This window comes from Vitiosangium sp. GDMCC 1.1324, assembly GCF_003044305.1.
Lineage (GTDB): Bacteria > Myxococcota > Myxococcia > Myxococcales > Myxococcaceae > Archangium.
Genome location: NZ_PZOX01000015.1, coordinates 18298 through 32583 on the forward strand (window position 1 = coordinate 18298; position 14286 = coordinate 32583).

Here is a 14286-nt window from a genome sequence, read left to right on the forward strand (position 1 = left end):
TTCGTCCGGGCAGGAAGAGGGAAGACGAGCCCGCCAGTCACTCCGCATCCACTATGTGACGTGTTGTGCCCGATGCCGCTCCTCACATCCTCCTGGTGGACACACCTCCCGCGCTCCAGCGGCGTCTGCGTCGTGCGCTCGACCCGCTGGGGCTGGACCTGCATTGGCCCAAGGCGAGGCAGGTCATCGAGTGCCTGGCCTCCTGGCCGCTCGCCGCGGTCGTGCTTCCGCTGGCGAGCGCCGGTGGGGTCTCCGAGCGGCAGGCCCTCCTGCTGACGGGAAGGTCGCATGCCCGGGGGGTGCCCGTGCTGCTCCTCAGTGAGGATCTCCAGGAGGCGGTGCGAGTGATGGCCGCCCACCCGGTGGGGGCCGCGGACTCCATCTCTTCTCCACCCGAGCCTCATGTCCTGCGCGCTCGGATGGCCGGGTTGGTGGAACGTTTCCATGCGCGCACCGCCAAGGAGGCCCTGCGCCAGTCCGAGGAGCGCTACCGTCTCACCACCCTCGCTTCCAGTGATGCCATCTACGACTGGGACATCGTGACGGACACCCTGCACTGGAACGTCCAGGTGCAGGCGCTCTTCGGCCACCCGCCGGAGAACATCCGCGACAACCTGGAATGGTGGACCCAATGCGTCCACCCGGAGGACCGGGAGCGGGCGCTGGAAAGCCTGGGACGTGCCATCGCGAGGGGAGACGTCCGATGGCGGGAGGAGTACCGCTTCGCCCGGGCGGATGGCTCATACGCGGACGTGGTGGAACAGGGCTACATCATCCGCGACCCGCGCGGCCGGGCCCTGCGCATGGTGGGGGGCTTGCAGGACGTCACCGAGCGCAAGCGTGCCGAGCGCAACCTGCGCTTCCTCTCCGAGGCGGGGGCTCAGTTGGGCGCCAACCTGGAGCTGGAGGAGACGTTGCAGCGGCTGGTCTGGATGGTGGTGCCCCGGCTGGCGGACTGGTGTGGCGTGGATGTGGTGGATGAGGAGGGGCAACTGCGTCGGGTGGCGATGGCCCACCCGCACTCGGAGACGCCGTCCTTGGCGTTCGAGTTGCAGGACTCGTTCCTGGGGAGCTCCAGCGGGCGGTCCATCCTGATGAGGGTGGTGGAGACGGGACGGCCGCGGTGGGGCTCTCACTTCCCTCATACCCTGCTGGTGGAGGCCGCCCGGGGGGATTCCGGGCTGTTGGCCACGCTCAAGCAGTTGAATCCCTCGTCCTACCTGTTGGTGCCATTGACCGTACGCGGGCGGGCCCTGGGTGTGCTGAGCCTGCTCCTGTCCGGAATCGGCCGGCGCTATGACGAGACGGATGTGGCGCTGGCCAGCGAGCTGGCCAACCGCGCCGCCCTCGCGGTGGAGAACGCGATGCTCTATCAGCGGGCCCAGCGGGCCATCTCGCTGCGCGACGAGTTCCTGTCCATCGCGGCGCACGAGCTGCGCACGCCCACCACCTCCCTCAAGCTGAGCGTGCAGGCGATGCTCCGGCGGCTCTCTGGCGAGGGTCCGTTGCCCTCGCGTGAGCAGTTCCGGGAGAGAGTGGAGAACCTCGATCAGGGCGTGGCCCGGTTGGTGGCGCTGGAGAACCGGTTGCTCGACGTGTCCCGCCTCGCCTCCGGGAGCCTCCTGCTGCATCGCGAGCAGGTGGACCTGGTGGAGGTGGCGCGCGACGTCATGATCGCCTTCGCCCAGCAGGCGGAGAACGCCGGCTGCAAGCTGGTGCTGAACGAGCACGGGCCCGTGGTGGGGCAGTGGGATCGGCTGCGCCTGGAGCAGGTGATGGCCAACCTGCTCACCAACGCTCTCAAGTATGGAGCGGGCAAGCCGGTGCGGGTGCGCGTGCTGGGGTGGCCGGAGTGGGCCCAGCTCTCGGTGACCGACAAGGGCATCGGCATCGCTGTCGAGAACCTGTCGCGCATCTTCGGCCGCTTCGAGCGCGCGGTGAGCGGCCGGCACTACGGAGGCCTGGGCCTGGGGCTCTACATCACCCGGCAGATCGTCGAGGCGCTCAACGGGGAGGTGCATGTCACCAGCCACCCCGGTCAGGGTGCGACCTTCACCGTGCTGCTCCCCTACATGCCCGTGAGACCGCAGCCGTCGTCCCGGGAGGGCTGGCCCTCCGTCCCGGAGGAGGCGGCGGATGAGGAGGGCAGGGTGCTTTCCGGCCTGGCCGGGTCCGTTCCGATGCTCTGACCCGTGGCTGCCCTCACGCCACGGGCAGGATGACCCGGAAGGTCGCGCCCTGGCCCGGTTCGCTGTCCACCTCGATCGAGCCCTTCATCTGGGTGATGAGCCGGTGGCAGACGGAGAGGCCAAGCCCGGTTCCTTCTCCGACGGGCTTGGTCGTGAAGAAGGGCTCGAAGATGCGGGCCCGGAGATGCGGGGGGATTCCCACGCCGGTGTCAGAGAACTCGATCATCACCTGCGCGTCCCCCAGCTTCCGGGTGACGACGCGAATCTCATTCTGCTCCGGGGCACGGTCCGGCAGGGCCTGGACGGCGTTCACCAGGAGGTTCAAGAAGACCTGGGCGAGCCGGGACTCATTGGCCCGCGCCAGGGGGAGGTTCGCATGGTCGCGGCGCAGCCGGGCCCGGCGGTGGATGTCGTTGGCCGCCATCCGCAGCGCGGACTCGAGTGGCTTGTGGACGTCCACCGGGCAGATGTTCTCCTCATCCCCTCGCGAGAACGTCTTCAACTCGCTGACGATGACCTGCATGCGCTGGGCGCCCTCCACCGCGTCCTGGAGCGCTCCATGCACCTCGGAGAGGTCCTCGCTCTCTCCGGTGGTGGTCAGGGGCGCCAGGGTGTCGAGGGAGAAGCGCAGGTTGGAGAGCACGTAGGAGAGGGGATTGTTGATCTCATGCGCCACTCCGGCCGCCAGCGTGCCGACGGTGGCCATGCGCTCCGCCAGCGAGAGCTGGGCCTGCAACTCGCGCTGCCGGGTCACGTCGCTGATGGCCCCGACCAGACGCGTGGGCCTGCCCGTGGAGTCGTAGCTCACCGCCGCGCGATCGAGCACCTGGGCGTAGGTGCCATCTCCCCGGCGGAACCGGTACTCCTCGGCCCACAGCGCCGCTCGCCGCGCCAGCGCTTCCCGCAGGCTCGCCCCCACGCGCTCGCGATCTCCCGGGTGGATCTGCTCCTCCTTCCAGGCGGGCTTCGCCAGCAGCCCCGGGAGCGAATGGCCGAGCATGGGCTCCAGGCGCTCGCTCCAGATGATTGTCTCGCGCTGCCAGTCCCAATCCCAGACCACGTCCTGGGTGGCGCGCAGGACGGCCTGGTAGCGCTCATTGCTGCGGCGCAGCGCGTGCTCCGCCGAGCGCCGCTCCTCGATCTCCCGGAGCTCGGCCTGCCGGGCCCGCTTCATCACCGTCACGTCGCGTGTGACGGCCAGGTGGGCGATCTCCCCGGACGGGCCATACCGCAATGGACTGGCATGGGTCTCCATGCACCGGCGGGTGCCTTTCAGCCCGACGATCTCGAACGTCAGGAATCCCCGCTCACCCGCGCAGATCAGCTGGTGGAATTGCTCGAAGGCCTCCCGGTACTCGGGCGCGATGATGGGGAACACCGAGGCTCCGAGCACCTGCTCGGAGCTCTCCGCCTCGATCATTTCCAGGCCCGCGGGATTGATCTGGAGGAGGGTCCCGTCCGCGCCGACGATCTTCACGCACTCGGGCTCGGCCTGGATGAACGCGGCCAGCTGCTCCCGGCTCTCCGCCATGGCGGCATGGGCCCGCTCGAGCTCCTGATTCAAGAGGGCGTGACGCCTCGCGGCCAGGCGGTGCTCCAGCTGGTCCACCACCTGCCGCGCCAGCATCACCAGGGCCTGGACCTGCGCGGGCTGGAGCTCTCGCGGCTTCTGGTCAATCACACACAGCATTCCCAGCACCAGGTTTCCCGGGAGGACGAGCGGGGCTCCGGCGTAGAACCGGACGTACGGGGCAGCCTGGACCAGGGGCGTGTGGGCGAAGCGGGGATCCGCGAGCGCATCCGGGACGATCAGGGGCTGTGGGTCCGCCGACTGGAGGACGGCGTATGAGCACAGACTCCCCACCCGAGGGACCTCGTGGACATCGAGCCCCTGCCGGGCCTTGAACCACAGCCGGTGCTCGTCCACCAGGGAGATGAGGGCGATGGGAGTGCTGGTGAAGAGCGCCGCCAGCCGGGTCAGATCATCGAAGGCGGGCTCCGGCTCGGTGTCGAGAACGGCGTAACTCCTGAGCGCCGCCAGACGAGCGTCCTCGTTGGGTGGAACCGGGCAGGAGCGGCTCACGGCAGGATGCCCGCGGTACGCTTCTTCGGGTCTCTCCAGCTCGCAGCGGGCTTCCATTCGACCCCCTGTATGGAGTTGGCAGCAGAGATGTCAATTTACCTGGAAATTCATGGCAGGGGTTCAATCCGTGGCAGCAAATCAGGAAAGTGGCGAATCCTGGACGATTGGCGGAGGCACACCCGCTCATCGCGGCTCGGCACTTCGCTCGATGAGTCGCACCGCCTCGTGGGCTCCATTGACGTAGGTAGGCGTGGGCCGCTCGCGGTGCGTGTCGGACTCGAGCTGGAGCAGGGCCTTCACGCGTCCGAGGGCCTCGTCGAACGTGGCGAGTCGCTCGGAGGGCCGGAGGCGCAGCGCCTGCCGGTCATAGAGGCGGGGCCGGGCGATGGCCACGAGGGGTGTTCCCGTGGCGCGTGCCTCCTGGACGGTGTTGTAGCCGCCCGCGCCGACGAGGACGTCAACGCCTCGCATGACCGCGAGGGCGGGCCAGAGTCGGGGTGGGGCATCCGGAGCCAGCAGCCGGACGAGTGCGCGTGGGCCGAGCCCCCGTTGGAGTGTCTCCGCGAGCCCGGCGCACTCGTCCACTTCCTCCCGCCGCCCACACGCGAGGACCGCCACCACGGGTGACGCTTCGTCTCCGGGGGGCACTCCCAGCTGTCTGCGCGCGGTGGAATCGTCGAGCAACTCATGGGCGTCGAGGACGAGCCAGGGCGGCGTGCTCGTGGCGAGCCGGTGGTGGGCGAACGGAGCGGGCTCGCCGGGGAGGATGAGCCGGTCGAACACGTCGACGAAGCGCGCGAGCCCGAAGCGCTCCACGTAGTCCGGATGCAGGTCGCGGTGCACGAGTACCTTCCGGGCGCGTAGCCCAGGCAGGAGCGGCGCGAGCTCACCGCCGAGCCCTCGCGGGAAGGTATCCACGACGAGCACCTCGGGGCGCAGGTGGCCGAGCAGTTGCTCGATGGACTCGCGCACGGCGTGCTTGTCGAGCTCCGCACCGAGCCTGTGGACGTGGCCCTCGCCCAGCTCCGCCTCGAGTGCCAGCGCGGGCGCGAAGGGGCTGTTCGTCACGACGTCCACGGTATGGCCCCGGCGGCGGGCCGCGCGGCCGAGCGCCACGGCGCGAGTGAGGTGCCCCAGGCCTCCGCCGAGCGCATAGAGGAGCCATCGTTCCGCGCTCATGGCTCAGCTTCCGCCCATGTCCTCCTCGAACTGATGTCTGGCGTTGGCGCGGAGAGACTCTCCATCGGCCTCGGTGAAGTCGTTGGGGTCGTGGAGGATGTCATGTCCCCAGTGACCCCGGCCGTAGTAGCCGTGGCCCCGGTAGTAATAGCTGGAATAGAGGAAGGGATTGTCCGTCCCCTCATCCAGCGACATGTCGGTTTCCGTTTCTTGCGACCCCGCGTGCTCTTCCTTGAAGCAGGTGGTGCAGAGCACTTCGCCGCTCTGGGCAGGGTGCCCATGCCGGGTACAGATGGGCTTCGCGCACCGCTCGCATTGCTGGGTGGCGGGCCGGGGGCAGTCGTGGGCGAAGAGGAATCCCGCCCGCTCCTGACACGGGGCGAGCGACTCTTGGAAGGGCGGGCTCATGCGTGAGCGGCTCTCTTGTCGATGGCGCGCGACAGGTGGAGGAGTTGGTAGAGGCTCAGCAGGGACATCGCCACCACCTGGACGCCGTTCACCATGGGGGGCTTGTTGTCCGCGCTCCACGATTGGCTGACGAGGATCGTCATGTCCAGGCGGTCCTCCTCCACGGAGAGGGCCCTGAGCCGGGTGCCCTGGGGCAGCTGCACCGCGTTCCTGGCCCGAGCGCCGAGCCGCCCGAGGTGCTGGTACTTCTCGGGCTTCACCTGGAGCCGCACCCGGACGAGCGCATCCGACTGGGTCTTGCTCTTGGTCTTGTATTTCCCCGAGCGGGACCGTTTGGTCCGGCTGCGCTGGTCGGTGCGTTCGGTCATCTCCACGCGCAGGTGGGTGCCATCCATCAACCGGCCCTGCAGGGAGAGCCAGCGGTCGACGTAGTGCTTCACATCCCAGCCACCAGGCGTCTTCCCCTTGCCGGAGAGCTTGTCCGAGTCTGTCGCCGGGCGCAGATCGATCTCGACGGTCATGAGCTCCTCGGGAGCGGTGTCGGCCTGGATCATCTGCACGAGCCGGGTGGCGAGCTGGTAGCGCCGGTCCTCCAGGTTGAGGCGTGCGTGGCGGAAGCGGAGGATGAAGGCGATGACGCCCGTGACGAGCAGGAGCCCGCTGCCCCACGCCGCCACCGGGTGGAGCGTGGGCTCCTCGAATGCGTTGGTGTTGAATACCAGGATGAGGAGGGCCACGGCGGCGAGCAGCGCGCCACAGCCCACGTGGCCCGTCTGCTGTTGCAGCCTCTCGTGGTGGGTATCGAGGTTGCGCAGGACATCGAGGTCCTTGAGCACCTGGGAGCCCGGTGCCTGGGTCCGGTAGGTGCGCTCCCGGCGGAACTTGTCGAGATCGACGACGGCCAAGGTCTGAAGCCCTTCGCTTCGAGGAGGGGAGTGGGAGCGTAGGGGCCCGCCCTCCCGCCGGTCAATCGCGAGCGTGTGTTGGTGTGGCGTGCTCGAGGGGAGATACTGCACGGGCCGTGTCATCCTCGGGAATCGTCTACGCGTCCTTCGATCGCTTCCCCGCCCCCAAGGGAGCGGCGGTCCACATCCGCGCCTTCGTCGAGGCGCTCGGTCAGGCGTTTGGGGGCGTGGAGCTGCTCGCCATCGGTGGAGAGGCGGGGGAGCCTCCGCCGGAGTGCGTTCGCTTCCATCCGCTGCCGGCCCAGGGGAAGGACCTCATCCAGCAGGCGATGTGTTTCCGGGGAGGGCTCGCGGCGTGGTGGCAGGGGCGTGCCCGGGCCTCGGTGGTGCACGTGCGCTCCATCTTCGAGGGCTACCCCATCGCCCGGCGCAAGGAGCAGCTCACCGAGCACCTGGTGTTCGAGGTGAATGGCCTGCCGTCCATCGAGCTGAAGTACCACGCACCGGGAGTCGCGGAGGATGACGAGCTGCTGCGCAAGCTGGTGGCCCAGGAGGACCTCTGTCTCGCGAGGGCGGACCTGGTGCTCACACCGAGCGTGGTGACGGCGCGCTACCTGGAGTCACGAGGGGTCGCGCCGGACCGCATCCGCGTCATCCCCAATGGGGTGGATACGGGGCGCTTTTCCTTCCAGGCGCCGCGACCCTGTGAGGACAGGACCGTGCGCCTGCTCTACAGCGGGACGATGACTTCCTGGCAGGGCGTCCATCACGCCATCGAGGCGTGCCGCCTGCTGCGCCGGGATGTGCCCGTCCTCCTCACCTTGGTGGGACCCACGCGGAGACAGCAACGGCGCGAGCTGCTCGAACAGTGCGGCGAGCTGGTGGGCGAAGGCGCGGTGGAGATACTCGATGCGCTGCCCCAGGCGGAGCTGGCGAGGCTCCACCATGCCTGTGACGTGGTGCTGGTGCCGCTGCCACCCAACGACCGCAACCTCGTGCAGGGGTGCTGCCCGCTGAAGCTGCTGGAGGCGATGGCCTCGGGCACGCCGGTGGTGGCCAGCGACCTGCCGGTGGTGCGTGCGGTGGCGGAGCACGGAGTGCACGCGTTCCTCGTCCGCCCGGGCTCGCCGAAGGCCATCGCAGAGGCGGTGCGCGCGTTGCGGGCGGACCCGGCGCTCGGCCCCCGGTTGAGCCAGCAGGCGCGAGCGCTCATCGAGCGGGACTTCACCTGGGCCCGCGCCCAGGAGTCCCTGGTGACGGCCTACGAGGAGGCCTTCGGGATGGTGCGGGCCAGCACCCGCTGGAGCACCTCGGCCTCGGCCTGAGCCTGGAAGCGCTGCTCGATGCGAGCGCGAGCCGCGGCGCCGATGGCGACCCGGCGCTCCTCGGACAGACTGAGCACGTCGATGACGGCCTGCCCGAGGTGGTTGAGCATCGCCTTGGGCACGAGGAAACCATTGTGCCCGGAGTCGATGGCCTCGGGGATGCCCCCCGCGTCGCTGGCGACGACCACGCGGGCGCAGGCCATGGCCTCGAGCATCGCGTTGGGCATGCCATCCCAAAGGGAGGGCTGGAGGTAGACGTCACAGAGCCGCAGGTGGGCGGCCACGTCCTCGGGGGCATCGAGCCGGCCGGAGACGATGAGGCGCGCGGCGTCCTCTGGGTGCTCGACGCGAAAGGCGGTGAGTTGCTCCAGCTCGCGGGGGCGCACCTCTCCGATGACGAGGAGACAGGCGGGCCGCACCTTGCGTACCTCGGAGAGGGCGGACAGGAGGAAGGGGACGCCCTTCTTGTGACGCAGCTCTCCGGAGAAGCCGAGCACGAGCTCTTCGGGGAGGATGCCCAGACGCTGGCGCAGCGCGGGGTCGGCGGGGCCAGGACTGAAGAGAGAGGTGTCCACGGCGTTGGGGATGACCTCGACGCGTGAGTCATGCCCGAGCAACATGACCATCTTGCGCGCGAGGTCTCCGGAGGCGGCGGTGAGGACGGTGGCGCGCTGGAGGGTCCAGAGGAGGCGGGCGAAGTCACCCGGGGGGAACATGGCCTGGTCCACGTCGTTGCCGCGAGCACTGACGGTGGAGGGGATGCCGGCGAGTCCGGCGAAGGTGACGGCCAGGAAGCCCGGGGGAGAGAGGTAGTGGCCCCAGACGAGCTTGTAGCGGCGCTGCGAGTGCAGGTAGTCGAGCACATCGAGCGTGTGCCGGAGAGAGGTATCGGTCTGGCCGAAGAGTCCGAGCCGGTGCAGGGTGGCACCGCGAGCGGAGGCGGCGACCTCACCGGCGTCGAGCGTCTGGAGCGCGCCAGGAGGCAGGGTCCGGGTCCAGGTGAGGACATCGACCTGGGCGTCGAGGCGGGAGAGGGCGCCAGCGGTGCGAGCGCCGCTGCGGGCGAGGCCGCCGAGGTCCGGGGGAAAGCGTTCTGCGATGAGGAGGATGCGAGGGCCGCTCGACATGGGAGCGGCATCCTACTGGGGATGACCGTGAGCAAGGCCATTATTCCCACCCCTCGTGGGAAGCTTGGAAGATGTGGCCGAGTTGGCTCACTTCATCTCATTCAGACTGAGCCTCGAGGTGTTCTTCCGTGGCATTCATTGTGATCAGTTGCTCTGGCCACTGGCTACCAGGAGGTGGCTGTACACGGATCCCTCGTGGACCCACGGGGCGGAAGCGCACCTTCAGTCCATCCCAGTGTTGCCATTCGTCGAGCGTGAGCGACCACCGCCATTCGATGAAGCCAGGGCCGTTCTTGAACTCCAGCAGGAAGGCGTGATGCTGGTCATCGACGGGGCGACCCGCACTGAGCATCACTTGCCCGGTGGAGGCGTTCTCAATCTGGAGCCAGGGTCCCCATCCCAATTCGTGGTGCTCTTGCGGTGCCCATGCGAACCAACGCCCCTCGAGCACCAATCGCCCGTCGTGTTGTTTCGGTTGCTCGAACTCGGGTGAGATGGCCCATGTGGGGACGGGCTCGTCGGAATGGGGTGCCGGCTCCGTGAGCTCGGGGTGCTCGCCACGTTTGACCGTGAAGCGCGCGGTACCCGAAGGCACGGATCCAGACGTCTTGGAGGCCAACGACTGGAAGTGCTCGACGAGCCAGCGCTCTGTATACCGTCCCCAGAGCGTGCTGGAGCCCTCGTAGTGCTGAGCCTCGTATTCTCGCTCAGTTGTGAGATAGCCACTGTAATCACCACACACTCCAGCGACCATGACTTGCAGGGCGCCTTGCGCACGCATTTCCTCTTCCAGGCGGTGGGCCAGCCAGGACGTGGGCTCTCCGGGAAGGCCCACCATCCAGACCTCGCCAACCTTGAGGAGCCGCAGCGGTAGGGTCGGCGCCTGGTACTTGAAGGAGTCGCGCATCAGCCGCTCCAACACGAGTGGGGGCTCTTTCGGCCATTGCGGGTCGGAATCAGGCACTTTCTGTCGATTCCCTTCCTGGAAACAGGGGACCCCTCCGCCAAGTTCCGAGCCGCCGAGAGTGGGTGCGCCCACAATGGCTGTTTTCGGCATCCTGGTGCCATCCTTCAGGACCGCGTTGCGAATCAGGGGCTCGTCGAAGAGCGTCGTGATGCGCAGCGACGTCTTCACGTTCGAGCGTGCCTCCCCACAGGCCTCGAAAAGCCGGCCTCCCAACTCGCGGCCCGCTTTTTCTACTAGCTCCATGTCCCGTGACAGATTCTTGCGCTCCCGCTTGAGCGCTTCGAGCGTCAAGCCGGGCAGCGCTGGATCCGCATCACCGATGGCTCCCGCGGCGAGTCCCAGGATCGGCTCGGCTCCCGGCTCCGCCCCGCGAAGCAGCGATTCCGCATGGCGCGTGGCCACCCCGAAGAGATCTGGTCCACAGAGGGGATGGCTCAGTGCGACCAGGGTCGCGTGCACCCCGAAGGTGGCGAAGGCACCGATGGGTCGGTAGGGCGGCTGGGCCTCGTCGGCCCAGAGCACTTGTACGCGGGGGTCCACACAGACCTGCTCGATTGGCAGTTGAGAAGGAGGGGAGAACGACGCGCCGTTTGGGAAGCCCAGCAACTCCCCCTTCTGGCGGAGGGCTGTGTCGTCCAGATTGGGAAAGTTGTGACGGAATGCCGAGTGGCTTCGGTTGCACGAGTATCCCCAAAGGCGGGCCACGCCATGCCCGACACGCGCGGGATGCAGGTTCTCGCATGCTTCCCGCACGCCTCTCTCGAGTCGTTCCACGAGGTAGTTCACCAGAGTGTCGTCCAGGCCGCCCGGGCTCTGGGCGAATGCATCATAAAATGTACTCCCGTAGAAGTTGCCGGGTCCGCTGTGTGTGTGCGTCCCCGCGAAGAAGAGACGACCGATGTGCAGACCCAAGGGGGACGTGCGCTGCGCGAGCCGCTCGGCGATGTACCGCGTGCCGGCGTGGAGGTCTGCCGCGATGAGGGCTACCCGCTCACCATGGCCATCATCCAGCACCAGCACGCGTGCCATGAGTCGACCCCAGGTGGCGAGCATCCGTCGAGATGGCAGCGACGGGCCCCATCCTGCCAGGGGCGTGAGGAACCCGGGCGTGATGTCCATCCGGGCGGCACCCGCTCGCAGGGTTCCCGTGGTTTGCAACGGCCCTGGTGCGAGTCGTTCGAGCTCGACGACTGGAGGCGGGGTCTCTCCGAGCAGAGGAGCCCCGGTGACCTTGCTTGTGCTCCTGCCTCGGCTGCTCGAACGCATCTTGTTTCGGCCGCTGCGCGCCACATGTGCTCCGTTTTTCCAGCAACTGGATGGGGGTGAATTCCGCTCGCTCGCGTCTTGGCGCGTCGTGAATGCCTATGCGGCCTCAGGAACCGGCTTCTGCGTCGCGAGAGCCTCGATGAAGCCATCGATGACATAGGGGACGGATTCGGCACGCTCCCTGCTCGCGAGCTCCGGATGATCGAACTCGCCGGCAAGGTGGCCAACGACCTCGTGGCCCAGATGGGACGCAAGCTCGGCCACACTCATGTGATCAAAGGAGTTGGCGTAGGTATAGATGTCGTTCGTCCCCGGGATTCGCCATCCGATGGTTTTGGAGAGCTGTTTATACCAGGGCCTTGGGACGAGCTCGTAGTCGAACTGGACGATACGATCCTTGAGCTTGACATCCGCCGTTGGGTTTGCGGCCCCCCAGATGAGCCGATTGTATATCTGCTCATTCGTGAGTCCTTGATTCCACGTGTAGGCCTTGTGTTCCAGCACCTGGCTCCGGAATACGTCGGAATTCACGATCTGCTCTAGGAGGTCGAGTGCCCTGCGCAGCTTGGCTCCGCGCGTTGAATCAATATTGACGGGTCGTTTGACGAGGAAACGCAGCATGGTCCACTCCCTTGCGGAATGCTTGTGGGGTTCGAGGGGTCTCAAGTGATGCGGTCTAGAGCTTGTCTTCAGGCACACCTTCGGCGAGCGCCTGCTCACGCAGCCACAACATCTCTCGCTGCATGTCCGTCGGTTCGAGAGCGACCGAATCGATCGTGACGGGGCCACCTGCCCCGGAGCCCGCAGCGGCTACGACATGCGCATGATCGACGCCCTGCGCGGACTTGAACTGGAGGGGGACCACCGCTATCTCCGCCACATTGACAACGGGTGCTGGCTTGCAGTCCGTGCGCGGCGTGGAACGCGTGAGCAGCGACTCTAGATTCGCTGCGGCGTTCACACGGTCGCTCATGTGGGGAATGTTTCCGCTGGGCTGTGTGCAGAACCGCCTGAGAATGGTTTTCAGCACCGAGGTGTGGTCGTAGGTCGTGTGCGAAACGGTGCCAGCTTCGATGTAGGGGGACATCACGAGGGCTGGCACGCGCACTCCGTAGCGCATGAACTTCTCGGGATTCCGGTTGTTGGGGGGAGTGGCGCGCTCGTTGTCACGAGGGATGACATGATCGTAGAAGCCGCCATGCTCGTCGTAGAGGACGATGAACAGCGTCTTCTTCCAGAGGTCGTTCCTTCCCAGCAACAGGGTGTTGTAGATGCGTGAGACGAGTTGTTGACCTCGCCGGACGTCTGCGGGCGGGTGGTCGTCATTCGAGTAACCCCAGCCGAACAACGCCTCCTGAATCGTGAAGTTCGGGTCGATCCACGACACTGCGGGAAGATTTCCCGCCGAGGCGGCCTGATAGAACTTGCTGACTTTCTCGATGACGTCCATGCTTCCGGTGTACCGCCTCACCGTACGCAGGAAGGCGATATCGTGGGAGTAGTAGCGCCACGACACCTGCTCGGCGTCAAGGTATTCGAAGATGGTGCGGATGTCTTGGATGTGACCGTTGCGGACCTCTCCGTTGGAGTGGCCGCACATGGCGAAGAAGCGATTGGGCCATGTTGGGCCGGGGACGGAGGCGAACCACCGGTCGCAAACGGCATACTGACGCGCCAGGTTGTCGTATACCGGGACCTGACGCTTGTCGTAGTAGCCCATGACGGCATCGATCGGCACACCCGTCTTGCCCTGGAGGCTTTTGGCGAAGCTTTTCACGAACCCGCCATGCTGATCCGAGATTTGCTCGGCAACAGCATCGTAATCGTGGTGAGGGTCGTACCTGAAGACAGGCTGATCGAGCGGGAGCGGCTTATACGGAGTGCCGTTGAAGGTGTTCACCTCACCCTTGGTCAGCCCATTCACAGGGAGCGGGTTTCCATCCGTCATCAAATACCCGAGCATGTGGTCGAAGGACCGATTCTCGAGCATCAACACGACGATGTGTTCGATTTGATTGAGCGTCGCCATGACTCCCCCCCTGCGACTGCATTGTGAGTGGCCATGCGCATGGCCGCTCGGGAGTCTCTCGCTCTGTTTCTCGCGCATCAATCCGCGCCCGGATGCAACTTGATGCTGTGTCCGGTTTTGAATATCCGCCGCTCTTCCCTGGGGGGCGAGCGGTAATGGTGCCCCTGACAGGAATTCCTCCACGGAGCCTGGGCGGGGTTGGCTCAGACCTGGGTCGCGGCCGTGTCCACCTGTTGCTGTTTGGGTTGGCGCAGCACTGATGCAGCCATCCAACTCAAGCCAATCGGAATGGTGTTGCTTGCGCGCGAGGTCTCCGGAGGCGGCGGTGAGGACGGTGGCGCGCTGGAGGGTCCAGAGGAGGCGGGCGAAGTCACCCGGGGGGAACATGGCCTGGTCCACGTCGTTGCCGCGAGCGCTGACGGTGGAGGGGATGCCGGCGAGCCCGGCGAAGGTGACGGCCAGGAAGCCCGGGGGAGAGAGGTAGTGACCCCAGACGAGCTTGTAGCGGCGCTGCGAGTGCAGGTAGTCGAGCACGTCGAGTGTGTGCTGGAGAGAGGTATCGGTCTGACCGAAGAGTCCGAGCCGGTGCAGGGTGGCACCGCGAGCGGAGGCGGCGACCTCACCGGCGTCGAGCGTCTGGAGCGCGCCAGGAGGCAGGGTCCGGGTCCAGGTGAGGACATCGACCTGGGCGTCGAGGCGGGAGAGGGCATCCGCGGTGCGAGCGCCACTGCGGGCGAGCCCGCCGAGGTCCGGGGGAAAGCGTTCCGCGATGAGGAGGATGCGAGGGCCGCTCGACATGGGAGCGGCA

General features: G+C 67.0%; 10 protein-coding genes. 2 read left to right on the top strand and 8 right to left on the bottom strand.

Annotation, left to right across the window (positions count from 1 at the left end; genetic code table 11):
- The first annotated feature begins 65 nt into the window (after positions 1-65).
- On the top strand, positions 66-2189 hold the full coding sequence (locus tag DAT35_RS35380; protein ID WP_108073607.1) for a PAS domain-containing sensor histidine kinase: 2124 nt from the start codon (positions 66-68) through the stop codon (positions 2187-2189).
- 13 nt (positions 2190-2202) lie between these two features.
- Here DAT35_RS35380 and DAT35_RS35385 read toward each other — a convergent pair whose 3' ends face one another.
- The 4 genes from DAT35_RS35385 to DAT35_RS35400 all read right to left on the bottom strand — a co-directional run bounded on the left by DAT35_RS35385 (position 2203) and on the right by DAT35_RS35400 (position 6764).
- Positions 2203-4329: an ATP-binding protein gene (locus DAT35_RS35385; RefSeq protein WP_108073609.1), complete on the bottom strand. Its 2127-nt coding sequence runs from the start codon at positions 4327-4329 to the stop codon at positions 2203-2205.
- A gap of 126 nt (positions 4330-4455) precedes the next feature.
- The gene (locus DAT35_RS35390) at positions 4456-5451 is read right to left on the bottom strand and encodes a hypothetical protein (protein WP_108073611.1); all 996 of its coding nucleotides are present in this window, start codon (positions 5449-5451) and stop codon (positions 4456-4458) included.
- Between the two features lie 3 nt (positions 5452-5454).
- Entirely contained in the window at positions 5455-5859 is a 405-nt protein-coding gene (locus tag DAT35_RS35395; protein ID WP_108073613.1) for a hypothetical protein, read from the bottom strand.
- On the bottom strand, positions 5856-6764 hold the full coding sequence (locus tag DAT35_RS35400) for a hypothetical protein (RefSeq protein WP_108073615.1): 909 nt from the start codon (positions 6762-6764) through the stop codon (positions 5856-5858). The genes DAT35_RS35395 and DAT35_RS35400 overlap by 4 nt, the downstream gene beginning before the upstream one ends.
- A gap of 116 nt (positions 6765-6880) precedes the next feature.
- Between DAT35_RS35400 and DAT35_RS35405 the strand changes: the two genes are divergently transcribed.
- Entirely contained in the window at positions 6881-8089 is a 1209-nt protein-coding gene (locus tag DAT35_RS35405; RefSeq protein WP_108073617.1) for a glycosyltransferase family 4 protein, read from the top strand.
- Here DAT35_RS35405 and DAT35_RS35410 read toward each other — a convergent pair.
- From DAT35_RS35410 to DAT35_RS35425, 4 genes are all read right to left on the bottom strand, one after another.
- Complete coding sequence (locus tag DAT35_RS35410) at positions 8026-9216, bottom strand: glycosyltransferase (RefSeq protein WP_108073619.1); 1191 nt, start codon at positions 9214-9216, stop codon at positions 8026-8028. The genes DAT35_RS35405 and DAT35_RS35410 overlap by 64 nt on opposite strands.
- A 97-nt stretch (positions 9217-9313) precedes the next feature.
- Positions 9314-11449 (bottom strand): neutral/alkaline non-lysosomal ceramidase N-terminal domain-containing protein, encoded by a 2136-nt coding sequence (locus DAT35_RS35415; protein WP_108073622.1) that lies wholly within the window; start codon positions 11447-11449, stop codon positions 9314-9316.
- 96 nt (positions 11450-11545) lie between these two features.
- Positions 11546-12070 carry a hypothetical protein gene (locus DAT35_RS35420; RefSeq protein ID WP_108073624.1) on the bottom strand — a complete coding sequence of 175 codons (525 nt, stop codon included), beginning with the start codon at positions 12068-12070 and terminating at the stop codon, positions 11546-11548.
- Between the two features lie 55 nt (positions 12071-12125).
- Positions 12126-14276, bottom strand: coding sequence for an alkaline phosphatase family protein (locus DAT35_RS35425; protein WP_108073627.1), 2151 nt, complete (start codon positions 14274-14276; stop codon positions 12126-12128).
- Between the last annotated feature and the right edge of the window lie 10 nt (positions 14277-14286).

Coding starts and splice junctions, on each gene's coding strand:
- DAT35_RS35385 (WP_108073609.1), bottom strand. CDS start 4,329: ATGGAAGCCCGCTGCGAGCTGGAGAGACCCGAAGAAGCGTACCGCGGG.
- DAT35_RS35390 (WP_108073611.1), bottom strand. CDS start 5,451: ATGAGCGCGGAACGATGGCTCCTCTATGCGCTCGGCGGAGGCCTGGGG.
- DAT35_RS35395 (WP_108073613.1), bottom strand. CDS start 5,859: ATGAGCCCGCCCTTCCAAGAGTCGCTCGCCCCGTGTCAGGAGCGGGCG.
- DAT35_RS35410 (WP_108073619.1), bottom strand. CDS start 9,216: ATGTCGAGCGGCCCTCGCATCCTCCTCATCGCAGAACGCTTTCCCCCG.
- DAT35_RS35415 (WP_108073622.1), bottom strand. CDS start 11,449: ATGCGTTCGAGCAGCCGAGGCAGGAGCACAAGCAAGGTCACCGGGGCT.
- DAT35_RS35420 (WP_108073624.1), bottom strand. CDS start 12,070: ATGCTGCGTTTCCTCGTCAAACGACCCGTCAATATTGATTCAACGCGC.
- DAT35_RS35425 (WP_108073627.1), bottom strand. CDS start 14,276: ATGTCGAGCGGCCCTCGCATCCTCCTCATCGCGGAACGCTTTCCCCCG.